This is a genomic window from Pseudomonas sp. LBUM1678 (assembly GCF_059695575.1).
Genome location: NZ_CP166775.1, coordinates 5,828,069 through 5,850,833, shown reverse-complemented (window position 1 = coordinate 5,850,833; position 22,765 = coordinate 5,828,069). Strand labels below are relative to the sequence as shown.

At 59.3% G+C, this 22,765-nt stretch carries 23 protein-coding genes; 18 read left to right on the top strand and 5 right to left on the bottom strand.

All coding sequences use genetic code 11. The annotated features are described in order from the left end of the window. Positions 1 to 81 precede the first annotated feature (81 nt). Entirely contained in the window at positions 82 to 423 is a 342-nt protein-coding gene (locus ACA070_RS26610) for a zinc ribbon domain-containing protein YjdM (protein WP_007943980.1), read from the bottom strand. Positions 424 to 593: 170 nt separating this feature from the next. Continuing rightward, entirely contained in the window at positions 594 to 1,562 is a 969-nt protein-coding gene (locus tag ACA070_RS26605) for a polyprenyl synthetase family protein (protein WP_497448962.1), read from the bottom strand. A gap of 240 nt (positions 1,563 to 1,802) precedes the next feature. Between ACA070_RS26605 and rplU the strand changes: the two genes are divergently transcribed. The 5 genes from rplU (at position 1,803) to ACA070_RS26580 (ending at position 5,641) form a co-directional block, all read left to right on the top strand. Continuing rightward, positions 1,803 to 2,117 (top strand): 50S ribosomal protein L21, encoded by a 315-nt coding sequence (gene rplU, locus ACA070_RS26600; protein ID WP_003176051.1) that lies wholly within the window; start codon positions 1,803 to 1,805, stop codon positions 2,115 to 2,117. Positions 2,118 to 2,151: 34 nt separating this feature from the next. After that, the gene (gene rpmA / locus ACA070_RS26595; protein WP_003215862.1) at positions 2,152 to 2,427 is read left to right on the top strand and encodes a 50S ribosomal protein L27; all 276 of its coding nucleotides are present in this window, start codon (positions 2,152 to 2,154) and stop codon (positions 2,425 to 2,427) included. 193 nt (positions 2,428 to 2,620) lie between these two features. Next, complete coding sequence (gene cgtA, locus ACA070_RS26590) at positions 2,621 to 3,844, top strand: Obg family GTPase CgtA (RefSeq protein ID WP_497448961.1); 1,224 nt, start codon at positions 2,621 to 2,623, stop codon at positions 3,842 to 3,844. A 201-nt stretch (positions 3,845 to 4,045) separates the two neighbouring features. Beyond that, positions 4,046 to 5,164, top strand: coding sequence for a glutamate 5-kinase (gene proB / locus ACA070_RS26585; RefSeq protein WP_497452027.1), 1,119 nt, complete (start codon positions 4,046 to 4,048; stop codon positions 5,162 to 5,164). Between the two features lie 12 nt (positions 5,165 to 5,176). Next, on the top strand, positions 5,177 to 5,641 hold the full coding sequence (locus ACA070_RS26580; RefSeq protein ID WP_497448960.1) for a CreA family protein: 465 nt from the start codon (positions 5,177 to 5,179) through the stop codon (positions 5,639 to 5,641). 181 nt (positions 5,642 to 5,822) lie between these two features. Here the strand turns inward: ACA070_RS26580 and rpsT are convergent, their stop codons facing one another. After that, on the bottom strand, positions 5,823 to 6,101 hold the full coding sequence (rpsT, locus tag ACA070_RS26575) for a 30S ribosomal protein S20 (RefSeq protein WP_008154937.1): 279 nt from the start codon (positions 6,099 to 6,101) through the stop codon (positions 5,823 to 5,825). Positions 6,102 to 6,353: 252 nt separating this feature from the next. Between rpsT and murJ the strand changes: the two genes are divergently transcribed. The 6 genes from murJ (at position 6,354) to ispH (ending at position 13,843) form a co-directional block, all read left to right on the top strand. After that, entirely contained in the window at positions 6,354 to 7,892 is a 1,539-nt protein-coding gene (murJ, locus tag ACA070_RS26570; protein ID WP_497448959.1) for a murein biosynthesis integral membrane protein MurJ, read from the top strand. Positions 7,893 to 8,021: 129 nt separating this feature from the next. Continuing rightward, on the top strand, positions 8,022 to 8,972 hold the full coding sequence (gene ribF / locus ACA070_RS26565; RefSeq protein WP_497448958.1) for a bifunctional riboflavin kinase/FAD synthetase: 951 nt from the start codon (positions 8,022 to 8,024) through the stop codon (positions 8,970 to 8,972). Continuing rightward, entirely contained in the window at positions 8,973 to 11,804 is a 2,832-nt protein-coding gene (ileS, locus tag ACA070_RS26560) for an isoleucine--tRNA ligase (RefSeq protein WP_497448957.1), read from the top strand. It begins immediately after the preceding gene. Beyond that, positions 11,797 to 12,309 (top strand): signal peptidase II, encoded by a 513-nt coding sequence (gene lspA, locus ACA070_RS26555; protein WP_461955778.1) that lies wholly within the window; start codon positions 11,797 to 11,799, stop codon positions 12,307 to 12,309. Before ileS ends, lspA begins: the two co-directional genes overlap by 8 nt. A 7-nt stretch (positions 12,310 to 12,316) precedes the next feature. Continuing rightward, the gene (gene fkpB / locus ACA070_RS26550; protein WP_178082362.1) at positions 12,317 to 12,754 is read left to right on the top strand and encodes an FKBP-type peptidyl-prolyl cis-trans isomerase; all 438 of its coding nucleotides are present in this window, start codon (positions 12,317 to 12,319) and stop codon (positions 12,752 to 12,754) included. 141 nt (positions 12,755 to 12,895) lie between these two features. After that, entirely contained in the window at positions 12,896 to 13,843 is a 948-nt protein-coding gene (gene ispH / locus ACA070_RS26545) for a 4-hydroxy-3-methylbut-2-enyl diphosphate reductase (protein WP_461955777.1), read from the top strand. Here ispH and ACA070_RS26540 read toward each other — a convergent pair. After that, positions 13,812 to 14,369 (bottom strand): GspH/FimT family pseudopilin, encoded by a 558-nt coding sequence (locus tag ACA070_RS26540; protein WP_497448956.1) that lies wholly within the window; start codon positions 14,367 to 14,369, stop codon positions 13,812 to 13,814. The two genes, ispH and ACA070_RS26540, sit on opposite strands and share 32 nt — an antisense overlap. Before the next feature lie 131 nt (positions 14,370 to 14,500). Here ACA070_RS26540 and ACA070_RS26535 point away from each other — a divergent pair, with 131 nt between their 5' ends. Genes ACA070_RS26535 through thiO form a run of 7 tightly spaced genes read left to right on the top strand, consistent with a single transcriptional unit; the run spans position 14,501 to position 21,265 of the window. Then, positions 14,501 to 14,974 carry a GspH/FimT family pseudopilin gene (locus ACA070_RS26535; protein ID WP_497448955.1) on the top strand — a complete coding sequence of 158 codons (474 nt, stop codon included), beginning with the start codon at positions 14,501 to 14,503 and terminating at the stop codon, positions 14,972 to 14,974. Next, positions 14,971 to 15,420 (top strand): type IV pilus modification protein PilV, encoded by a 450-nt coding sequence (gene pilV, locus ACA070_RS26530; protein ID WP_497448954.1) that lies wholly within the window; start codon positions 14,971 to 14,973, stop codon positions 15,418 to 15,420. The genes ACA070_RS26535 and pilV overlap by 4 nt, the downstream gene beginning before the upstream one ends. Further along, positions 15,417 to 16,130: a PilW family protein gene (locus ACA070_RS26525; RefSeq protein ID WP_497448953.1), complete on the top strand. Its 714-nt coding sequence runs from the start codon at positions 15,417 to 15,419 to the stop codon at positions 16,128 to 16,130. The genes pilV and ACA070_RS26525 overlap by 4 nt, the downstream gene beginning before the upstream one ends. Continuing rightward, complete coding sequence (locus ACA070_RS26520) at positions 16,127 to 16,597, top strand: pilus assembly PilX family protein (RefSeq protein WP_497448952.1); 471 nt, start codon at positions 16,127 to 16,129, stop codon at positions 16,595 to 16,597. The genes ACA070_RS26525 and ACA070_RS26520 overlap by 4 nt, the downstream gene beginning before the upstream one ends. Beyond that, positions 16,584 to 19,691, top strand: a complete 3,108-nt coding sequence (locus ACA070_RS26515) for a pilus assembly protein (protein ID WP_497448951.1) — start codon at positions 16,584 to 16,586, stop codon at positions 19,689 to 19,691. The genes ACA070_RS26520 and ACA070_RS26515 overlap by 14 nt, the downstream gene beginning before the upstream one ends. 14 nt (positions 19,692 to 19,705) lie before the next feature. After that, positions 19,706 to 20,107 carry a type IV pilin protein gene (locus ACA070_RS26510; protein WP_497448950.1) on the top strand — a complete coding sequence of 134 codons (402 nt, stop codon included), beginning with the start codon at positions 19,706 to 19,708 and terminating at the stop codon, positions 20,105 to 20,107. Between the two features lie 57 nt (positions 20,108 to 20,164). Beyond that, entirely contained in the window at positions 20,165 to 21,265 is a 1,101-nt protein-coding gene (gene thiO, locus ACA070_RS26505; RefSeq protein WP_497448949.1) for a glycine oxidase ThiO, read from the top strand. Between the two features lie 159 nt (positions 21,266 to 21,424). On the opposite strand, the gene ACA070_RS26500 is transcribed toward thiO, so the two are convergent. After that, on the bottom strand, positions 21,425 to 22,765 hold the full coding sequence (locus ACA070_RS26500) for a sigma-54-dependent transcriptional regulator (RefSeq protein WP_497448948.1): 1,341 nt from the start codon (positions 22,763 to 22,765) through the stop codon (positions 21,425 to 21,427).

The following is a 22,765-nucleotide window of genomic DNA, read 5'->3' as shown; positions in this document are numbered from 1 at the left end:
GCTACTGCGAGGGATGCCTGGGCGAAGCGGGGGAGGGTGAAGCACCATCCCGCGCGGGGCGCGGGATGGAAGACAGCCGATTCAGACTTTTCTGACGAACTCGGATTTGAGCTTCATCGGGCCGATGCCGTCGATCTTGCAGTCGATGTCGTGATCGCCATCGCACAGGCGTATGTTCTTGACCTTGGTGCCGACCTTGACCACCAGCGACGTGCCTTTGACCTTCAGGTCCTTGATCACGGTGATGGTGTCGCCGTCCTGCAGGACGTTGCCGACCGAATCCTTTTTCACGGTGTCATCGGAAGCCGTTTCGGCTTCGCCACTGGCGGACCACTCGTGGGCGCACTCAGGGCAGATCAGCTGCGCGCCGTCTTCATAGGTGTATTCGGAATTGCATTTTGGGCAGGGTGGCAACGTGCTCACTAAAGCTCCTTGGATTCAGGACCGCTAAAAAGCGCACATTATATAGGGTTTTAGACAGGGGAGGGTGTACGACCTGTAGGAGCCGGCTTGCTGGCGATGTATACGCCTCGGTGTGTCAGGAGCACCGAGGTGATGCAATCGCCAGCAAGCCGGCTCCTACAAGGGGTCGATCAGTGCGTGCGGGCTACCGCGAACTCACTCAATTCAACCAATGCATCGCGGTATTCGCTGGCTGGCAGCGCATCGAGGCATTTGATCGCACGGGCCACGTAATCACGGGCCAGATTTGCGGTGTAATCCAGCGAACCGGACGCTTCCACGGCTTCGCGGATGCTTTCCAGGTCTTCGATGCCGCCTTTCTGGATCGCTCTGCGCACCAGTGCTGCCTGCTCCGGCGTGCCTTCGCGCATGGTGTAGATCAGCGGCAGGGTCGGTTTGCCTTCGGCCAGATCGTCACCGACGTTCTTGCCCAGGGTTTCCGCATCGCCACGGTAGTCCAGCAGGTCGTCGACCAGTTGGAACGCCACGCCCAGGTGATCACCGAAGGTTCGCAACGCTTCGCTCTGTTCCGGTGTGGCACCGGCCAGGGCCGCCGCACTGTGGGTCGAGGCTTCGAAGAGCATCGCGGTTTTGCCGCGGATGACTTCCATGTAGGTTTCTTCGGTGGTGCTGGCGTCCCGAACCTTGGACAGCTGCAACACTTCGCCTTCGGCGATGATGCGCGTGGCTTGCGAAAGGATTTTCATCACTGGCATGGAGCCCAGTTCGACCATCATTTCGAAAGAACGCGAATACAGGAAGTCGCCGACCAGCACGCTCGGAGCATTGCCCCACATGGCGTTGGCGGTCGAGCGGCCACGGCGCATGCCGGACATGTCAACCACGTCGTCGTGCAGCAGGGTGGCGGTGTGCAGGAACTCGATGGTCGCGGCCAGCAGGCGCAGGTCATCGCCTTCGCGACCCAAGGCCTTGCCACACAGCAACACTAATAGAGGACGCAGGCGTTTACCGCCAGCCGAGGTAATGTAATCGCCGATTTTCGATACCAGCGGCACTCGGGAAGTCAGCTGCTTCTTGATGATGCCGTCGACGGCGCTAAAATCGTCCGCCACCGCGCGGTAGAAAGCTTGGGGTTGCATCAGCGACAGTTGCTCCAGAAGGGTTGCGCGGCATGCTAGGACCCACGTCGGCGGGTGTCAAGGCACGATGGACGGCCTCTTGCATCGCCCCGGCAGCTTGCGTACAATCGCGCACCCTGAACTTCCTGGGCAGCACCTGCCTTACGCAATTGCAAACAGGCCTTCCAGCCTTATGCAGCCATGCCAGCCAATACCTCTTCTTATAAAGAGCTGGGTGAGCAGGATTATCGGAGAAATACCATGTCGTACGCAGTAATTGTTACTGGTGGCAAGCAATACAAGGTCGCCCCAGGTGAATACCTGAAGATCGAAAAACTGGAAATCGCTACCGGCGAATCCGTTACTTTTGATCGCGTTCTGTTGGTCGCCAATGGCGATGACGTGAACATCGGCGCTCCAGTTGTTGCCGGCGCTACCGTTGTGGCTGAAGTGATCTCCCAAGGTCGTCACGATAAAGTCCGCATCATCAAGTTCCGTCGTCGTAAGCACCACATGAAGCGTATGGGCCACCGCCAGTGGTACACCGAGATCAAAATCACCGGTATTCAGGCTTAATTTCAGCCTAATTCCTCACTAGGAGAATTGACTCATGGCACACAAAAAAGCTGGTGGTAGTACCCGTAACGGTCGCGACTCAGAAGCCAAACGCCTTGGCGTGAAGATGTATGGCGGCCAGGTTATCATTCCGGGCAACATCATCGTGCGTCAGCGCGGCACCCAATTCCACGCCGGTTACGGTGTTGGCATGGGCAAAGATCACACTCTGTTCGCTAAAATCGACGGCGTGATCAAGTTCGAAGTAAAAGGCGCTTTCAACCGCCGTTACGTGAGCATTGTCCCGAAGACTGAAGTCGTCGCGGCATAATTACGTAGTTGCTGGAAAAGCCCTGTCTCGCGACGGGGCTTTTTCGTTTGTGGGGTGAGTCTCTTGCAAAGCTGTTTGTGATGGGCTCCAGCGCTGTATTTGCGGTCGTTGATTGAGGTCGCTGCGCTCATTTTTGCAAGAGTCTTATGTCTGGATTTTTTCGGCTCGTCCGTATGACGAGAGGCGTTTTGTTATGAAGTTTGTTGATGAAGTATCGATTCGAGTAAAGGCCGGTGACGGCGGCAACGGTTGCATGAGCTTCCGTCGCGAGAAATTTATTGAAAACGGCGGCCCGAACGGCGGTGACGGTGGTGATGGCGGCTCGGTCTACATGATCGCCGACGAAAACCTCAACACCCTGGTGGACTACCGTTACACCCGGCATTTCGATGCCGAGCGTGGCTCCAACGGCGGCAGCACCGACTGCACCGGCAAGAAAGGTGAAGAGCTGGTGCTGCGTGTTCCGGTCGGCACCACCGTCATCGATTCCGCGACTCAGGAAGTAATCGGCGACCTGACCAAGGCTGGCCAGAAGCTGCTCGTAGCTCATGGCGGCTGGCACGGTCTGGGTAATACCCGTTTCAAATCCAGTACCAACCGTGCTCCGCGTCAAACCACTCCGGGTAAGCCGGGTGAGGCGCGTGATCTCAAGCTGGAAATGAAAGTGTTGGCTGACGTCGGCCTGCTGGGCTTGCCGAACGCCGGTAAAAGTACCTTCATTCGCTCGGTATCGGCCGCCAAGCCGAAAGTCGCCGACTACCCGTTCACCACGCTGGTGCCGAACCTGGGTGTGGTCAGTGTCGATCGCTGGAAGAGCTTCGTGGTCGCGGACATTCCGGGCCTGATCGAAGGCGCTTCCGATGGCGCGGGCCTGGGGATTCGCTTCCTCAAGCACTTGTCGCGTACCCGTTTGCTGCTGCACCTCGTCGACATGGCGCCGCTGGATGACGCCAGCGCCCCGGATGCTGCTGAAGTGATCGTCAGCGAGCTGACCAAGTTCAGCCCGTCCCTGGCTGAGCGTGATCGCTGGCTGGTGCTGAACAAGTGCGACCAGATCCTTGAAGAAGAGCATGACGCTCGCGTCAAGGAAATCGTTGAGCGCCTGGAATGGACTGGTCCGGTTTACGTGATCTCGGCCATTTCCAAGCTCGGTACCGAGCGTCTGTGCCACGACATCATGCGTTACATGGAAGATCGTGCAGACCGTCTGGCGAACGACCCGGTCTACAAAGAAGAATTGACCGAGCTCGATCAGCGCATCGAAGACGAAGCCCGTGCTCAGCTGCAAGCGCTGGATGATCAGCGTGCTCTGCGTCGCAGCGGCGTGAAGTCGGTCCATGACATCGGCGACGATGATTGGGACGAAGAAGATGTGGATGACGAAGACGGTCCGGAAATCATTTACGTGCGTGACTGATTCTGTAGGAGCGAGGCTTGCCCGCGAAGGCGGTCTATCTGTCTGATCTCGGTGTTATCATCGCTGGCAAGCCGGCACTTTAAGCGCCGCTCAATCGAGCGGCGTTTTAGTATCTGGAAATCGATAGTTGGTCACGAATAACCACGAATAACGTCACGGGCAGTGCCAGGTCGCGCTGTCCTCAAGCTAAGGTTGAAGATGATGCGGAGCAAGGTGACAGGTGCGCAGCGTTGGGTCGTGAAGATCGGCAGCGCTTTGCTGACGGCGGACGGCAAGGGCCTGGATCGCGCGGCAATGGGTGTCTGGGTCGAGCAGATGGTGGCTTTGCATGAGGCTGGCGTCGAACTGGTGCTGGTGTCCTCCGGGGCGGTAGCGGCGGGGATGAGCCGTTTAGGCTGGAGCGTACGACCCAGTGCGATGCACGAGCTGCAGGCTGCTGCCGCCATCGGTCAGATGGGCCTGGTGCAAGCCTGGGAGTCGAGCTTTGCCGAGCATGGCCGGCATACCGCGCAGATTCTCCTGACTCACGACGACTTGTCCGACCGCAAGCGCTACCTGAATGCCCGTAGCACCTTGCGTGCGCTGGTCGAGCTGAAAGTAATCCCGGTGATCAACGAAAACGACACCGTGGTTACCGACGAGATCCGTTTCGGTGACAACGACACCCTGGCGGCGCTGGTGGCCAACCTGGTCGAAGCGGACTTGCTGGTGATCCTCACTGATCGCGACGGCATGTTCGACGCCGATCCGCGCAACAACCCCAACGCAAACCTGATTTACGAAGCGCGCGCCGATGATCCGGCGCTGGACGCCGTCGCTGGCGGTACCGGTGGTGCATTGGGTCGTGGCGGTATGCAGACCAAATTGCGTGCTGCGCGACTGGCGGCGCGCTCCGGTGCGCACACCATCATCGTCGGCGGGCGCATTGAGCGCGTGCTGGATCGTCTGAAGGCCGGCGAGCGCATTGGCACCCTGTTGTCGCCTGAGCGCGGCATGCTGGCGGCGCGCAAGCAATGGCTGGCCGGTCACCTGCAAACCCGTGGCACGCTGGTGCTGGATGCGGGCGCAGTGACGGCGCTGTCTCAGGGCAATAAAAGTTTGTTGCCGGTCGGCGTCAAGCTGGTCCAGGGCAGTTTCCGTCGCGGCGAAATGGTGGTGTGCGTGGCGCCGGACGGTCGTGAGATCGCCCGTGGCCTGGCCAACTACAGCGCGCTGGAAGCACAAAAAATTATCGGTCAGTCGTCTGAGGCGATTGTCGGTCTGTTGGGTTACATGGCGGAGCCGGAACTGGTTCACCGCGATAACCTGATTCTGGTCTGAAGGAATATTTGAATGCGTGTGGCAAAAGGATTGTTGGGTCTGCTGTTGGCGATGCCGCTGCTGGTCTCGGCCGAGGAGATTGGTCAGGTGTCGACGGTGTTCAAGTTCGTCGGTCCGAACGACCGTATCGTCGTTGAGGCGTTTGATGATCCAAAGGTCGAGGGCGTGACCTGCTACCTGTCACGAGCCAAGACTGGCGGCGTGAAGGGTGGCTTGGGCTTGGCTGAGGATCGCGCTGAAGCGTCTATCGCGTGCCGTCAGGTCGGTCCGATCAGCTTCAAGGGTGAGTTGAAGGATGGCGACGAGGTGTTCAAGGAGCGCACGTCGCTGGTGTTCAAGACCATGCAGGTGGTGCGATTCCTCGACAAGAAGCGCAATACGCTGGTGTACCTGGTCTATAGCGATCGTGTGATCGAAGGCAGTCCGCAGAATGCGGTGACGGCCATCCCAATCCTGCCGTGGGCGAGCGCCCAGTAATCTGACGCAAATCGAAATGTGGGAGTGAGCCTGCTCGCGATAGCTGTTTAACATTCAACACCTATGTCGACTGTTATACCGCTATCGCGAGCAGGCTCACTCCCACTTTTTTTTGTGTGTCTGCCAAATCGCAGGTAATAAAAAACCGACCCTGGGGTCGGTTTTTTAACAAGCTTATCGCTTATGCGGCAACAGCAAGGTTCAGAGCCTTGACGTGACCGTTCAGGCGGCTCTTATGACGAGCTGCCTTGTTCTTGTGGATGATGCCTTTATCGGCCATACGGTCGATAACTGGCACAGCCAGAACGTAAGCTGCTTGAGCTTTTTCAGCGTCTTTTGCGTCGATGGCCTTAACTACATTCTTGATGTAGGTACGAACCATGGAACGCAGGCTGGCGTTGTGGCTGCGACGCTTCTCAGCCTGTTTTGCACGTTTTTTGGCGGAAGGTGTGTTGGCCACCGTCGAGCTCCTCGAAAGACTTTTTAGGAAATAGCAAACAAAATAGGCCGCGAATCATGCCGATGAGTTGATGTCTTGTCAAGGGCGGTTGAGACGTTCCGCTAAGTGGTAGGTAGAAAGAGGCGGGATATTTATTTCCGGCGCTTGACCTGTAAACTCGCGAGCTTTGGCTCTGTGCTGCTGCGGCGCGGAGTATCGCATAAGTAGGCGCTTTGTTCGCCTGCTGTTTATCGACAGGCACAAACTCTTTCAATGAATCTGCTCAAATCGTTGGCCGCCGTCAGCTCTATCACGATGCTTTCCCGGGTTCTGGGGTTCGTTCGTGACACCCTCATCGCGCGCACATTTGGCGCCGGGATGGCGACTGACGCCTTCTTCATCGCCTTCAAACTGCCCAATCTGTTGCGACGAATCTTCGCCGAAGGGGCTTTTTCCCAGGCATTCGTGCCGATTCTTGCGGAATATAAAAGCCAGAAGGGCGAGGAGGCGACGCGAACCTTCATTGCTTACGTTTCCGGCCTGCTGACGCTGGTGCTGGCTTTGGTCACCGCGCTCGGCATGCTCGCCGCGCCGTGGGTCATCTGGGCGACCGCGCCTGGTTTTACCAATACCCCGGAAAAATTCGAGCTGACCTCCAATCTGTTGCGGGTGACTTTTCCTTATATATTGCTGATCTCCCTGTCTTCATTGGCCGGTGCGATCCTCAATACGTACAACCGCTTTTCGGTGCCGGCCTTCGTGCCGACCTTGCTCAACGTCAGCATGATCGTCTTTTCGGTGTTCCTGACACCGTACTTCGATCCTCCGGTCATGGCCTTGGGCTGGGCGGTGCTGGTGGGTGGCCTGGCGCAGTTGCTCTATCAGCTGCCGCACCTGAAAAAGATCGGCATGCTGGTGCTGCCACGCCTTAACCTGCGTGACAGCGGCGTCTGGCGGGTCCTGAAGCAAATGTTGCCAGCGATTCTCGGCGTTTCCGTGAGTCAGATTTCGCTGATCATCAACACCATTTTCGCCTCGTTCCTGGTCGCGGGCTCCGTGTCGTGGATGTATTACGCCGACCGCCTGATGGAGTTGCCATCCGGGGTGCTGGGCGTGGCATTGGGCACAATTCTGCTGCCGACTCTGGCCAAGACCTACGCCAGCAAGGATCGCCAGGAGTACTCGCGCATCCTCGATTGGGGTCTGCGCCTGTGCTTCGTACTGGTGTTGCCATGTTCTCTGGCGCTGGGGATCCTGGCTGAGCCGCTGACGGTCTCGCTGTTCCAGTACGGCCAATTCAGTGCATTTGATGCCTCCATGACCCAGCGGGCGCTGATCGCCTATTCGGTCGGGTTGCTCGGAATTATCGTGATCAAAGTGCTGGCGCCGGGCTTTTATGCGCAACAAAACATCCGCACCCCGGTAAAAATCGCGATTTTCACCCTGATCGTTACCCAGTTGTTCAACCTGGTGCTGATCGGCCCGCTGGCTCACGCCGGTCTGGCCTTGGCCATCAGCGTCGGTGCCTGCATCAACGCCGGGCTATTGTTCTATCAACTGCGCAAGCAGCAGATGTATCAACCGCAACCGGGTTGGGCGAAGTTCGGCCTGAAGCTTGTGATTGCCGTGCTGGTGATGTCTGCTGTGCTGCTGGTCGGGATGCACTTCATGCCGGCCTGGGATCAGGGGCATATGCTGGAGCGATTCCTGCGTCTGGGCGCGTTGGTCGGTGCCGGCGTGGTCAGTTATTTCGGCATGCTGCTGTTGATGGGCTTTCGTTTGCGCGACTTCAATCGCAAGGCGCTGAGCTGAGGCTCTGGCCTCGATAAACATGGGCGAACCGGCGGTTTTGTCGGCTCGATTACTTTGGGATACGGTGTTGCCTGTCGTCGGCCGCCGGGTGTGGTTATAATCGACCACTTTATGAGCAAGAAGCGCGTTATGCAGCTGGTTCGAGGCCTCCAAAACCTGCGCCCCCAGCATCGGGGCTGTGTCGCCACTATTGGCAACTTTGACGGTGTACACCGCGGCCACCAGGCTATCCTGGCGAGGCTGCGTGAGCGTGCGCTCGAGTTGGGCGTGCCAAGCTGCGTGGTGATTTTCGAGCCACAGCCGCGAGAATTCTTCGCCCCGGACACGGCCCCGGCCCGTCTGGCCCGGCTGCGGGACAAACTGCAGCTGCTGGCCGACGAAGGTGTCGACCGGGTTCTGTGCCTGGCCTTCAACCATCGTCTGAGCAAGCTAAGCGCCAGTGAGTTCGTCGATACCATTTTGGTCGACGGCCTCGGCGTCCAGCACCTGGAGGTTGGTGACGACTTCCGGTTCGGCTGTGACCGGGTAGGGGATTTCGATTTCCTGCAACAGGCCGGCATCGTTCAGGGCTTTACCGTTGAAGCAGCGCAAACCGTTGAACTGGATGGCATTCGTGTCAGCAGCACCCAGGTCCGCAACGCCCTGGCCGCTGCCGATTTTGCCTTGGCCGAGCGGCTGCTCGGGCGTCCGTTCCAGATCACCGGACGGGTCCTGCATGGCCAGAAGCTGGCGCGCCAACTGGGTACGCCAACCGCCAACATTCAACTCAAGCGTCGTCGCGTGCCGCTGACCGGGGTTTACCTGGTCGACGTCGACATCGACGGCAAGACCTGGCCAGGCGTCGCCAACATTGGCGTGCGGCCCACGGTACAAGGTGATGGCAAAGCCCACCTCGAAGTACACCTTTTAGATTTTGCCGGCGATCTGTATGACCGGCGTTTGACGGTGGTTTTCCACCACAAGCTGCGTGAAGAGCAGCGTTTCGCCTCTCTGGAGGCGCTCAAGACGGCGATCAATGCGGATGTTGCCTCCGCCCGTGCCCTGTCGCACCTAGCGCCAATCGCTAATGAAGAGCCTTAAATGACCGACTATAAAGCCACGCTAAACCTTCCGGACACCGCCTTCCCAATGAAGGCCGGCCTGCCTCAGCGCGAACCGCAGATTCTGCAGCGCTGGGACAGCATTGGCCTGTACGGTAAGTTGCGCGAGATTGGCAAGGATCGTCCGAAGTTCGTGCTTCACGACGGTCCTCCGTACGCCAACGGCTCGATTCACATCGGTCATGCGCTAAACAAGATTCTCAAGGACATGATCATCCGCTCGAAAACCCTGTCGGGTTTCGACGCGCCTTATGTTCCGGGCTGGGACTGCCACGGTCTGCCGATCGAGCACAAAGTCGAAGTCACCCACGGCAAAAACCTGGGCGCGGACAAAACCCGCGAACTGTGCCGTGCCTACGCCACCGAGCAGATCGAAGGCCAGAAATCCGAATTCATCCGTCTGGGCGTGTTGGGCGACTTCGCCAACCCGTACAAGACCATGGACTTCAAGAACGAGGCCGGTGAAATCCGCGCCCTCGCCGAAATCGTCAAGGGCGGTTTCGTGTTCAAGGGCCTCAAGCCTGTGAACTGGTGCTTTGACTGCGGTTCGGCCCTGGCTGAAGCGGAAGTCGAGTACGAGAACAAAAAGTCCTCGACCATCGACGTTGCCTTCCCGATTGCCGACGAAGCCAAACTGGCTGCCGCTTTCGGCCTGCCGTCGCTGGGCAAACCTGCTTCGATCGTGATCTGGACCACCACCCCGTGGACCATCCCGGCCAACCAGGCGCTGAACGTTCACCCGGAATTCAACTACGCCCTGGTCGACGTCGGCGACAAATTGCTGGTGCTGGCTGAAGAGCTGGTCGAGTCGTGCCTGGCCCGTTACAGCCTGGAAGGTTCGGTCATCGCGACCACCACCGGTAAAGAACTGGAGCTGATCAACTTCCGTCACCCGTTCTACGATCGCCTGTCGCCGGTTTACCTGGCCGATTACGTAGAACTGGGCGCTGGCACCGGCGTGGTTCACTCCGCTCCGGCCTACGGCGTGGACGACTTCGTGACCTGCAAGAAATACGGCATGGTCAACGACGACATCCTCAATCCGGTGCAAAGCAACGGCGTTTACGTGACATCGCTGGAGTTCTTCGGCGGCCAGTTCATCTGGAAGGCCAACCCGGCCATCGTCGACAAGCTGACCGAAGTCGGTGCGCTGCTGCACACCACCATCATCGAACACAGCTACATGCACTGCTGGCGTCACAAGACACCGCTGATCTACCGCGCCACCGCGCAGTGGTTCATCGGCATGGACAAAGAGCCTGTCAGCGGCGACACCCTGCGCAAACGCGCGCTCAAAGCCATCGAAGAGACTCAGTTCGTCCCGGCCTGGGGCCAGGCGCGCCTGCACTCGATGATCGCCAACCGTCCGGACTGGTGCATTTCCCGTCAGCGTAACTGGGGCGTGCCGATCCCGTTCTTCCTGAACAAGGAAAGCGGCGAGCTGCACCCACGTACCGCCGAACTGATGGAAGAAGTCGCCAAGCGCGTTGAAGTCGAAGGCATCGAAGCCTGGTTCAAGATGGACGCCGCCGAGTTGCTCGGTGACGAAGCGCCGCTGTACGACAAGATCAGCGACACCCTGGACGTCTGGTTCGATTCGGGCACCACGCACTGGCACGTCCTGCGCGGTTCGCACCCGATGGGCCACGAGACCGGCCCACGCGCCGACTTGTACCTGGAAGGCTCGGACCAACACCGTGGCTGGTTCCACTCGTCCTTGTTGACCGGTTGCGCCATCGACAATCACGCGCCGTACCGCGAGCTGCTGACTCACGGCTTCACCGTCGACGAGTCCGGCCGCAAGATGTCCAAGTCCCTGGGCAACGTGATCGCCCCGCAAAAAGTCAACGACACCCTGGGCGCCGACATCATGCGTCTGTGGGTGGCTTCCACCGATTACTCCGGTGAAATGGCGGTTTCCGAGCAGATCCTGCAACGCAGTGCGGACGCCTACCGGCGTATCCGTAACACCGCGCGCTTCCTGCTCTCCAACCTGACCGGTTTCAACCCGGCCACCGACATCCTGCCGGCCGAAGAAATGCTCGCGCTGGACCGTTGGGCCGTGGACCGCACCCTGCTGCTGCAACGCGAGTTGCAAGAGCACTACGGTGAATACCGCTTCTGGAACGTCTACTCCAAGATCCACAACTTCTGCGTGCAGGAGCTGGGCGGTTTCTACCTCGACATCATCAAGGACCGTCAGTACACCACTGGCGCCAACAGCAAGGCCCGCCGTTCGGCGCAAACCGCGCTGTACCACATCTCCGAGGCGCTGGTGCGCTGGATCGCGCCGATCCTCGCCTTCACCGCCGACGAACTGTGGGAATACCTGCCGGGCGAGCGTAACGAATCGGTGATGCTCAACACCTGGTACGAAGGTCTGACCGAACTGCCGGAAAACGTCGAACTGGGCCGCGCCTACTGGGAGCGGATCATGGCGGTGAAGGTCGCGGTCAACAAGGAAATGGAAATCCAGCGCGCGGCCAAGGCCGTCGGTGGCAACCTGCAAGCCGAAGTGACGCTGTTCGCCGAAGACGCGCTGAGCGCCGACCTGGCCAAGCTGAGCAACGAACTGCGCTTTGTACTGATCACCTCGACCGCCAGCGTTGCTCCATTGGTGCAGGCTCCGGCCGATGCCGTGGTCACCGAAGTCAGCGGCCTGAAGCTGAAAATCGTCAAGTCGGCCTTCGCCAAGTGCGCCCGTTGCTGGCACTGCCGTGAAGACGTCGGCGTGAACCCGGAGCATCCGGAAATCTGCGGTCGTTGCGTCGACAACATCAGCGGCGCAGGCGAGGTTCGTCACTATGCCTAATGCTGCTGGCCGTTTCGGACGGTTGAGCTGGCTCTGGTTGAGCTTGCTGGTCCTGGTCATCGACCAGGCCAGCAAGTTTTACTTCGAAGACAAGCTCGAGATGTACCAGCAGATTGTGGTGATACCCGATCTGTTCAGCTGGACACTGGCCTACAACACCGGCGCGGCGTTCAGTTTCCTGGCCGACAGCTCTGGTTGGCAGCGCTGGTTGTTTGCCCTGATCGCTGTGGTGGTCAGTGCCGTGCTGGTGGTCTGGCTCAAGCGCCTGGGGCGCAATGAAACCTGGCTGGCCGTTGCGCTGGCCCTGGTGCTCGGCGGCGCGCTGGGCAATCTGTATGACCGCATTGCCTATGGCCATGTGATCGATTTCATTCTGGTGCATTGGCAGAACCGCTGGTATTTCCCGGCGTTCAACTTTGCTGACAGCGCAATTACTGTCGGTGCCGTGATGCTTGCACTGGACATGTTCAAAAGTAAGAAGACCGGAGAAGCCGTTCATGACTGAACAGGTATTGGCTGAGCAACGCATCCGCCAGAACACGGAAGTCACCTTGCACTTTGCATTGCGCCTGGAGAACGGCGACACCGTCGACAGCACCTTCGACAAAGCCCCGGCGACCTTCAAAGTCGGCGATGGCAACCTGTTGCCAGGTTTCGAAGCGGCTCTGTTCGGCTTCAAGGCGGGCGACAAGCGCACGCTGACGATTCAACCGGAAAACGCATTCGGCCAGCCGAACCCGCAAAACGTGCAGATCATCCCGCGCTCGCAGTTCAAGGACATGGACCTGTCGCCGGGCTTGCTGGTGATCTTTAACGATGCGGCCAATACTGAGTTGCCTGGCGTTGTGAAAGAATTCGATGACGAGCAAGTGACCATCGACTTCAACCACCCGCTGGCCGGCAAGACATTGACCTTTGACGTCGAGATCATCAGCGTTAAATCGTTGTAACTTGTGGGAGCGAGCCTGCTCGCGATGGCGTCATCACATTCAACATCAATGTTGACTGACGCACCGCTTTCGCGAGCAGGCTCGCTCCCACAGTAAGTTTTCGTTTTCGCTATTTCTTGCGCGCAAGACACGAGGCACAGCATGCAAATCAAACTCGCCAACCCCCGTGGCTTCTGCGCCGGTGTGGACCGGGCGATCGAAATCGTCAACCGCGCCCTGGAAGTCTTCGGGCCGCCGATCTATGTGCGCCACGAAGTGGTTCACAACAAATTCGTCGTCGAAGACCTGCGTGCTCGCGGGGCGATCTTCGTCGAGGAGCTGGATCAGGTGCCGGACGACGTCATCGTGATCTTCAGTGCCCACGGCGTTTCCCAGGCTGTGCGTACCGAAGCCGCTGGCCGTGGCCTGAAAGTGTTCGACGCAACCTGCCCGCTGGTGACCAAGGTGCACATCGAAGTCGCGCGTTACAGCCGCGACGGCCGTGAATGCATCCTCATTGGCCACGCCGGTCACCCGGAAGTCGAAGGCACTATGGGCCAGTACGATGGCAGCAATGGTGGTGCGATCTATCTGGTGGAAGACGAGAAAGACGTCGCCTCGTTGCAGGTGGTCAATCCCGAAAAACTGGCGTTCGTGACCCAGACCACCCTGTCCATGGACGACACCAGTCGCGTGATCGACGCTCTGCGTGCTCGTTTCCCTGCGATTGGTGGTCCGCGCAAGGACGACATCTGCTACGCCACGCAAAACCGTCAGGACGCCGTGAAGCAACTGGCCGACGAATGCGACGTGGTATTGGTGGTCGGAAGCCCGAACAGCTCCAACTCCAACCGCTTGCGTGAACTCGCCGAACGCATGGCCACCCCGGCTTACCTGATCGACGGCGCCGAAGACCTGCAAAAGAGCTGGTTCGACGGTGTCGAGCGTATCGGCATCACCGCTGGCGCCTCCGCTCCGGAAGTGCTGGTGCGTGGCGTGATCCAGCAGTTGCAGGCGTGGGGCGCCACCGGTGCCGATGAATTGGCCGGTCGCGAGGAGAACATCACGTTCTCCATGCCTAAAGAATTGCGCGTGCGCTCCCTGCTTTAACTGTTTTCCCTCCCGGACACAGCGCCTGCTCAGCCTTATCGCTGCGCAGGCTGACGCGACCGGTCGCGGCCAGCACCACCTGGAGCTGGCTGACCGGTTCGCGGGCTGCACAAATGTGCAGCGTCCCCGCTTGAAAGGCCCGCCCAGGCATCTGTGGTTCGCCGATACGGCTGAAACGCACGTATCGCTTGACTGGCCAATTACCGACAACGGGCACCCCAGCGCTACTCGCGTGTTCAACAAGCAGCGGATTGCTGCTGTCCTCCGGCCCTTTGCCGCTGATATCCAGAATGATTCGCCAGCCCTGACCCCAGTCGTCGTTGATGCCATGAATGACGGTGGTCTGATTGCGCGCGAGAGCTTCGCTTCTGGCGCTGCGAATACCGCTGGCAAGAGACTTCGCTGCCTCCTCGCGATGATTCGATTCTGTCAGTGATGCGAACGCCGGACTGACCAACAGCAGAACAATCCCGGCAATTGTCAGTCCCATGAGCAGTTCGATCAGGCTGAAACCTCGTTGATGCATGTCATCTCCCTCCGTGGAGTGCTGCAGCCCGCGCAATCCGTGCGCGAGTAATGGCAAATCAACCGTACACCGGTCGGTCGAATGTTCTAGCGTGTAGAAGCAGGTATAGCCGACGGCAACGGAGGGCAACGATGGATCATCGTACAAAAGGTTTCACGCTGATCGAGCTTCTGGTTTCGCTCGCGGTATTTTTGATCCTGATCACCCTGGCCGTGCCTGCGTTTACCCGGTCTGTGCAGGGCACCAAGGCCGACACCGAAATCGGCGACCTGCAACGCGGACTCAATTTCGCACGACTTGAGGCCATCAACCGGGGCGTCGCCACTCGGGTCCGTCCGACGGCAGGTGGCAGCGTCTGGACCGGTGAATTGACGGTCTATGACGGTACTGGCAATCCGGCCAATGTATTGCGGGTTGTTCCAGCGATGAGCAGCGGGGCGACTCTGACGCTAACCTCAGGAGTGACCTCCATCGATTTCAACAATCTCGGTGGTTTGTCGGCGCCGTCCACCCCCGTGGTGATCAGCTACGTGCTGGGGGCGCAAAGCAGGACGCTGAATGTGTGTTTGAACGGACGAATTCTATTGGGTGGAAGTTGCGGATGAGGGAACGGAGTCAACATGCACAGGAGGGCATGACGCTGATCGAGGTCCTGGTCGCGTTGGTGATTCTGACCGTGGGGCTGCTGGGCGCGGCGGCAATCCAGCTTAATGCGCTGAAATACACCGACAGCTCGCGGATGACCAGCCAGGCGAGTTTTATCGCCTACGACATGATGGACCGTATTCGCGCCAACTCCGGCGCCGATTACACCGTGACGCCACCGACGTCAGGCAACCTGAACGTCGCCCGCGACCAGGACCTCTACGACTTCACCACCAACATCGTCAATTTCGGCGGTGCGACAGCCACCGGCACCGTTGCGTTGAACCAGCGGGTGTACACCATCACCATCACCTGGGATGACTCGCGCGCCGCGAATACTGCCAACTCGCGCCGCAGTTTTGTCCTGGTCAGTCGTGCCACTGTCGACCCGGTGGCTACACCATGAGGCGCTACAGCAGAGGTTTCGGGCTGATCGAGTTGTTGATCGCCCTCGCGTTGAGCCTGGTTGTCGTGCTGGGCGTGGCGCAGATTTTCATCGCCGCCAAAAACACCTACATCAGCCAGAACACCGCCGCCGCCATGCAGGAAGACGCGCGATTCGTGCTGAGCAAGATGATTCAGGAAATCCGCATGGTCGGCATGTTTGGCTGCCTGGGGACGATCACCGACTCAAGTACTGCCGGCGATTTCAAAACCAGCCAGATAACGCCCATCAGTTGGGATAACGCCAACCTCAAGTTGACGCTGGTAACCGCCGATGTCGGAAGCAGTGGCGGGGTGCCGGCCTGGACGGTGATCTCCGACTGCCGAAACACGGCGACGGCCTTCACTGGCGCGCGAGTTCCGGCCTCGGGGTTTCTTGCGTTTCCGATCCGGCGGCTGATCTACAGCTTCAGCAATAACAAAATCATGATGGGCTCCGGTACCGGCACGCCGGCCCAGTTCGTGCTGGTCGATAACGTCAGTGCCTTCAGCGTGAGCTTTGGCCTCGCCAGCTCCGCCACCGATGTAGCGGCTACCAGTTACAGCCCTAATCCGTCCGATCCCGCACGCATTCGCAGCGTACGCCTGACCTTGACCCTTACCGACCCGAACAACCGGGTGCGCAATCAAACCTTCAACGTGGTTGCCGCCTTGCGCAACAGGTTGCCATGAGGAAGTCTTCCATGACTGTTCACACCCAGCGGGGCATGGCGCTGCTGGTCAGCCTGGTGTTTCTGCTGTTGCTGACCTTGATCGGCCTTTCATCGATGCAGAACGCAACCCTGCAGGAAAAAATGGCCGGCAGCGTAAGTTTGCGCAACCAGTCGTTCCAGGGCGCCGAAGCGGCGTTACGCGTGGGGGAAAGCGCGGTGCAACTGGACAGCTATTCATTGCCGGTCTGCAGCCAGTGTGCACCACCGTCCGACGCGTCGACGATCACCGCCGCCGGCGCCAGTTCCACCTCCGGGGTAACCTGGATTGCCTCCGGCAGGGGGTTTTACGGGGTGCAGAATATCGGCACCACGGTCAACGCCGTGAATGTGCCGAGCAACACCTCGGCGACGCTTTACCGGGTGACTGCCGTTGGCATCGCGGGTAACTCGCGCAGCGTCGTGGAGAGTATTTATGCGAAATACTGAAAGGCGCGGTGGCGTATGGCAGCTGATTTGCGGCGTGGTATTGGGGCTTTACCTGTCGGCTCCCGCATACGCTTTCACGCCCTCGGATTCTCCGCTGTTGAGCGCCGCGGCCGTCGCTCCGAACGTTATGTTGCTGATCGACGACTCGGGGAGCATGAACAACATCATCTGGGCGCCGGGTTTCGATCCGACTGTCAGTCGCGCGCAAATTGCGAACTGCAATTCTAACGGCTCATGTTTGAACGGACAGAACCTGGACATGGACGATACCAATATCGCCTTGTCGAGCCTTAACCGCGGCAACTGCTCCAACAACGGCAACTGGTACGGTTTTTATCGGGGTTTTTTAGGATTGTCATCGATATGCCTGAAGCTTCCCGACCCTGTGGGTAATGAAAATACGCGTTATACGGCTAACTATCTGTCTTATCTGGTGAGCCTGGCCAATGGTTCGAACAGGGATTTCACCACGGGCACCGATGCCATCCCCAACGATTACCGCATGAACGTAGCAAAGGATGTTTCTACGAATCTGGTCACCAGTAATCGCGACCTGCGTATCGGGCTTGCGACATTCAACCCGCCCACGGGCAATAATTCCGGCCCCGGCGGGTTTATCCCCCGCCCTGTCAGTGATCTATCTGCTGGCGGGAGCATCACCCAGGGGCAGGCGCAAACCAACTTCAACAACCTGATTTCATCGATCGATGGTTTGAGTGCAATCGCCAATACCCCGTTGGCAGAAACCTATTACGAGATCACGCGGTACATGCGCGGCATGGCGCCGTACTACAACTCGACGCCAACCACTTACACCAGCCCGATCCAGTATCGCTGTCAGAAAAACTATGGCGTCGTGATCACCGATGGCTTGCCGACCTATGACCGGACGTTTCCGACTACCGATCCCTTGGGTGGTACTCGCTTGCCCAACTGGGATGGCGTGAACAACGATGGTGACAACCTGAGCGGTGACGGAGAAGGCGACACGCTGTATCTGGACGATATCGCCAAGTTTTCCTTCGACATCGACATGCGCTCCACTGGCAACGATCTGGCAGGAAAAAGCTGGAACGCTGCGGATTTTCCCAAGCAGAACATGAACACTTACACCGTGGGTTTTACCGCAGCGAATCAGATGTTGTCGGATGCGGCCAGCTACGGACAGGGCAAGTACTATCAGGCGACCGACAGCGCAGGACTCAACAGCGCTTTGTCCTCAGCGCTGAGTGACATCACCTCGAAGGCCGGTTCCGGTGGTAGCGGCGTCACCAGCGGCACCACCCTGGCCAGCAATTCAAGTTACTTCCAGACCAGTTATGACCCGAAGGACTGGCGCGGCACGATCAAATCCTTTGGCTTCACCTCGGCGGGTATCGTGAACACCGCCGCAGCGCTGTGGACCACTGACACCACCATCGTCCCCGGTGCCACAGCGCCGACTTACCAGTCCTGGAACACCTTGACCAACGCCGCCGTCACCTTGGCGTATGCCAGTTTCTCCCCGGCGCAGCAGACCTCCCTCAGCCAAGGCCTGCCCACCGGCATCACCGGCAGCGATCTGGTGGAGTGGAGCAAAGGCACCAACAAAACCGGGCTCAAGGTGCGCAGCGTGCTGCTTGGCGACATCATCAACTCGCCCCTCGTACTGGCTTCGCCCACGGATAAAACCGCGTCCGACTTGGTGGGCGACACCACCTACAGCACTTACCTGACCACCAAATCCACCACCATGAGTTCCAGCCTGGTGGTTAATGCCAACGACGGGTTCGTGAATGTCATCAACTCGGCCAATGGCGTCCGGCGTTATGCCTATATGCCTTCCAGCGTGCTGCCATCGCTGCGCTACATCGCCGACCCGACCTACATCAACGGTGTGAGCCACAAGTTTCTGGTCGACGGTCAGGTCGGGGTGTTCGACGCCCAATTCAGCGGCGCCTGGAAAACCCTGGCCATTGGCGGAACCGGGGCCGGCGGCAGGACTTTTTATGCGTTGCAGTTGTTCGATGCGTCAGCGGGTAACGTGTTCAAGGCGCTGTGGGAAATCAGCGCGCCGGCTACCGCCAGTACCGCGAACGTTTTCAATGATCTGGGTTATGCCTATGCACGACCGGAAGTGGCACGCTTGGCCGACGGTCGATGGGCCGCGTTCATTTCCAACGGTTATGGCAGCAACTCCGGGGTGGCGGCGTTGTACGTGGTGGACATTCGTGACGGCTCGTTGATCAAGAAAATCGTGGTCGACAGCACCGACACCACCAATGGACTGTCGTCGGTGAAGCTCAGGGTCAACTCGCAGAATGTGGTGCAGGCCGCCTATGGTGGCGACTTGAAAGGACGGTTATGGAAGTTCGATTTGAGCGCTACCGCCCCTGATACCTGGGGCGTGGCATTTTCCGGCAAGCCGCTGTTTACCACCGCGGGCGGCGGCGCCCAGCCCATTACCGTGCAGCCATTGCTGGCGGACAATTCACTGGGTGGCAAGGAAGTGTTTTTCGGCACCGGAAAATTCAACGAGACTGCCGACAAGACCAACAAGGACTTGCAGGCGTTCTACGCCGTGTGGGATGCGGAAGGCGGAGCCGGTCAGATCACCGTGTCCAGTTTGCAGGCGCAAGCGGTGACCGGTGTGTTCTCGGGCAGCTCCGGGCAATTCATCACCACCAGTCAGAACGAAGTGACCTATCCGGCGGAGAAGGGCTGGTACTTGCCGCTGGTGTACAACAACGTGCTGACAGGGGAGCGGGTGATCAATCAGGCCAATCTGGTGCTTGGGCGGATCATCTTTACTACGGCGAGTGTGGACACCACCGACCCGTGTGCCAGCTTCGGCACCGGCAAACTGGTCGAACTGGATGCGTTCAGCGGTAAGATGCTCAACTACGCGGTGCTCGACACCAACAACGACGGGACGGTCGACAGCACGGACACAGTGTCCAGCGGAGTGATATTCACCGGCGGCATCCCGACCCTGAACGCCATCGTCAACGGCGCGACCCGCAAGATCGTGAACGATTCCAGTGGCGGCATCAGCACCCTGGTGGAAAAATCCGGCGGCGGCAGCCGTCGCATCATGTGGCGACAAATACAGTAAGTGAGAGTTGAGGAATGCACAGATCCAACCGAGGTTTCACCCTGATCGAAATCATGATCGTGATTGCGATCATCGGGATCGTCATGACCATTGCCGCCCCGAGCCTTACCGAGTACGTGAAAAAGGGCCGCCGCACCGAAGTGGCCGGGCTGCTTTCCGAGCAGGCGCAGATCCTTGAGCGGTTCTACTCGAAAAACAATGTCTATACCGCTGCCACCGGACTGAGCGCCGGCAATGACTTTTACACCATCACCCCGACCCTGACCGACCAGACCTTCCTGCTGACGGCCGCGCGCAAGACCGGCACTGCGATGGCCACCGACAAGTGTGGGGATTTCACCCTCACCAACACCGGCGTCAGAAGCATGGTCAATGCAACGTCGGGGCTTGCCACCAAAGATTGCTGGGGTCGCTGAGTTCCTTTTTCGGGCGCCTTATTGCGCCCCCTGTCTATTTATCGGTTGGATCAGAACATGAGCAGGCAACAGCAAGTGGTGATTGTCGGCGGCGGCGTGATTGGGCTGCTGACGGCATTCAATCTCGCGTCCGAAGTGCAAAGTGTTGTGTTGCTGGATCGTTCGAACGTCGGCAAGGAATCGTCATGGGCCGGTGGCGGGATTGTTTCGCCGCTCTATCCGTGGCGCTACAGCCCGGCAGTCACCGCGCTGGCGCATTGGTCCCAGGATTTTTATCCACAGCTCGGTGAGCGACTGTTTGCAGCGACCGGGGTTGATCCTGAAGTGCACACCACCGGCCTGTACTGGCTGGATCTGGATGACGAGGCCGAGGCGCTGGCCTGGGCCGATCGGGAAAACCGTCCGCTGCGGGCGGTGGATATCTCGGCGGCACACGACGCCGTTCCCGTGCTGGGTGGCGGGTTTTCCCGGGCGATCTACATGGCCGACGTGGCCAACGTGCGCAATCCGCGGCTGGTGAAATCCCTCAAGGCTGCGTTGCTGGCGCTGCCGAACGTGACGATCCGGGAGCAGTGCGAAGTCAGCGGGTTCATTCGTGAAGGCAATACGATTGTCGGCGTGCAGACCTCTGCGGGCCCTGTTCTCGCTGATCAGGTGGTCCTGACGGCGGGCGCCTGGAGTGGTGACTTGCTCAAGAGTCTGGACCTGGAGCTGCCGGTCGAGCCGGTCAAAGGGCAGATGATTCTGTACAAGTGCGAGGCGGACTTCCTGCCGAGCATGGTGCTGGCCAAGGGCCGATATGCGATTCCCCGACGCGACGGGCACATTCTGATTGGCAGTACGCTGGAGCATGAAGGCTACGACAAGACGCCGACCGACTCGGCGCTGGAGAGTCTGAAGGCATCGGCGGTGGAGTTGATTCCTGCGCTGGCGGATGCCGAAGTCGTGGGGCATTGGGCCGGATTGCGCCCGGGTTCGCCGGAGGGGATTCCCTATATTGGCCGAGTGCCGGGGTTCGACGGGCTTTGGCTCAATTGCGGGCATTACCGTAATGGGCTGGTGCTGGCGCCAGCGTCGTGTCAGTTGTTTGTGGATGTGATGCTGGGGAGGGCGCCGATTATTGATCCGGCGCCGTATGCGCCGACCGGGCGGATCTGACTGCACGATTTTTTATCGCCTGCCAGATCGCTTTCGCGGGCAAGTCGGATCGCCGCACCGCTCGCTCCTACAGATTTGAGTCGATCAATACATTTGCGAACGACACAACCCCTGTAGGAGCGAGCGGTGCGGCGATCCGACTTGCCCGCGAAGAGGCCCTCAATCCAGCCCCAACTTCTTGAGCCTGTAGCGCATCGATCTGAACGAAAGATTCAACCGCTGAGCCGCCGCCGTGCGGTTCCAGCGGGTTTCCTCCAACGCCTGGAGGATGAGTTTGCGTTCGACGTTTTCCAGATAGTCTTCCAGGTTGTCGATTTGCGTCAGGTCCGCCACGCCGTTCTCTGCCGTACAGTTCCCTTCGGCCAGCCGCAGGTCGCTGGCCTCAATCTGTTTGTTCTCGCACAGGGTGTAAGCCCGTTCCAGCACGTTCTCCAGTTCCCGCACGTTGCCCGGAAAACGGTAGCTTTTCAGCGCGTCGAGGGCGAGCGGGTGGAGTTTTGCGGCGGGTTGTCCGCTACCGGCTGCCAGACGCTTGAGTACATGGCTGGCCAGCGGTTCGATGTCGTCGCGGCGCTCGCGCAAAGGGGGAACGCGTAGCTCGATCACGTTCAACCGGTAGTACAAATCCTGGCGAAAGCGTTCGGCGGTGACTTCAGCGTCGAGGTCTTTGTGGGTGGCGCACAGGATGCGGACATCGACTACCATTTCTTGCTGCCCACCGACGCTGCGAACGGCTTTTTCCTGAATGGCCCGGAGCAGTTTGACCTGCATCGCCAATGGCAAATCAGCCACTTCGTCGAGAAACAGTGTGCCGCCGTGGGCCGCCTGAAACAGCCCGGGTTTGTCTTCGATGGCGCCGCTGAAACTGCCTTTGCGATGACCGAAGAATTCGCTTTCCATCAATTCCGAGGGAATTGCCCCGCAGTTGACCGGGATGAACGGCTGATTCGCTCGCGGACTCTGTTCGTGAATTAGCCGGGCGACCAATTCCTTGCCGCTGCCGGATTCGCCGCTGATGTACACCGGCGCCTGGCTGCGAGCGAGTTTGTCGATGTGTTTGCGCAGGTTGCGCATGGGCAGTGAATCGCCCAACAACCGGCGATCAATGGCGGTACTGGTGCCGCCCGGTGCCGGCAAGCGCAGGGCGCTGGTGACCAGTTCGCGCAGGCGTGTCAGGTCGACCGGTTTGGTCAGGAAGTCGAAGGCGCCTGCCTTGAGGGCGTTGATCGCCGTTTCGAGGCTGCCATAAGCGGTGATCATCGCCACCGGCACTTGGGGGTAACGCTGCTGGATGTACTGCACCAGCTCAAGGCCGGTGCCGTCGGGCAGGCGCATGTCGGTCAGGCACAAGTCGAATGTCTCCCGCGTTAACAAGGCCTGGGCTTCGCCAAGGTTGCGGGCACTGTAGGTATCGAGTTTCATCCGTCCCAGGGTGATTTCCAGGAGTTCGCGGATATCCGGTTCGTCGTCGACGATCAGGACTTTTGGCCGTGGGCTCAT

Excerpts from the sequence above, each read along its gene's own strand:
- cgtA (WP_497448961.1), top strand. The coding sequence starts at position 2,621 with ATGAAGTTTGTTGATGAAGTATCGATTCGAGTAAAGGCCGGTGACGGC.
- ACA070_RS26580 (WP_497448960.1), top strand. The coding sequence starts at position 5,177 with ATGCGTGTGGCAAAAGGATTGTTGGGTCTGCTGTTGGCGATGCCGCTG.
- rplU (WP_003176051.1), top strand. The coding sequence starts at position 1,803 with ATGTCGTACGCAGTAATTGTTACTGGTGGCAAGCAATACAAGGTCGCC.
- proB (WP_497452027.1), top strand. The coding sequence starts at position 4,046 with ATGCGGAGCAAGGTGACAGGTGCGCAGCGTTGGGTCGTGAAGATCGGC.
- ACA070_RS26510 (WP_497448950.1), top strand. The coding sequence starts at position 19,706 with ATGCACAGATCCAACCGAGGTTTCACCCTGATCGAAATCATGATCGTG.
- pilV (WP_497448954.1), top strand. The coding sequence starts at position 14,971 with ATGAGGGAACGGAGTCAACATGCACAGGAGGGCATGACGCTGATCGAG.
- lspA (WP_461955778.1), top strand. The coding sequence starts at position 11,797 with ATGCCTAATGCTGCTGGCCGTTTCGGACGGTTGAGCTGGCTCTGGTTG.
- ACA070_RS26605 (WP_497448962.1), bottom strand. The coding sequence starts at position 1,562 with ATGCAACCCCAAGCTTTCTACCGCGCGGTGGCGGACGATTTTAGCGCC.
- ACA070_RS26540 (WP_497448956.1), bottom strand. The coding sequence starts at position 14,369 with ATGCATCAACGAGGTTTCAGCCTGATCGAACTGCTCATGGGACTGACA.
- ACA070_RS26525 (WP_497448953.1), top strand. The coding sequence starts at position 15,417 with ATGAGGCGCTACAGCAGAGGTTTCGGGCTGATCGAGTTGTTGATCGCC.
- ileS (WP_497448957.1), top strand. The coding sequence starts at position 8,973 with ATGACCGACTATAAAGCCACGCTAAACCTTCCGGACACCGCCTTCCCA.
- ACA070_RS26535 (WP_497448955.1), top strand. The coding sequence starts at position 14,501 with ATGGATCATCGTACAAAAGGTTTCACGCTGATCGAGCTTCTGGTTTCG.
- ribF (WP_497448958.1), top strand. The coding sequence starts at position 8,022 with ATGCAGCTGGTTCGAGGCCTCCAAAACCTGCGCCCCCAGCATCGGGGC.
- ACA070_RS26520 (WP_497448952.1), top strand. The coding sequence starts at position 16,127 with ATGAGGAAGTCTTCCATGACTGTTCACACCCAGCGGGGCATGGCGCTG.
- ACA070_RS26515 (WP_497448951.1), top strand. The coding sequence starts at position 16,584 with ATGCGAAATACTGAAAGGCGCGGTGGCGTATGGCAGCTGATTTGCGGC.
- rpmA (WP_003215862.1), top strand. The coding sequence starts at position 2,152 with ATGGCACACAAAAAAGCTGGTGGTAGTACCCGTAACGGTCGCGACTCA.
- thiO (WP_497448949.1), top strand. The coding sequence starts at position 20,165 with ATGAGCAGGCAACAGCAAGTGGTGATTGTCGGCGGCGGCGTGATTGGG.
- ispH (WP_461955777.1), top strand. The coding sequence starts at position 12,896 with ATGCAAATCAAACTCGCCAACCCCCGTGGCTTCTGCGCCGGTGTGGAC.
- ACA070_RS26500 (WP_497448948.1), bottom strand. The coding sequence starts at position 22,765 with ATGAGCCCACGGCCAAAAGTCCTGATCGTCGACGACGAACCGGATATC.
- murJ (WP_497448959.1), top strand. The coding sequence starts at position 6,354 with ATGAATCTGCTCAAATCGTTGGCCGCCGTCAGCTCTATCACGATGCTT.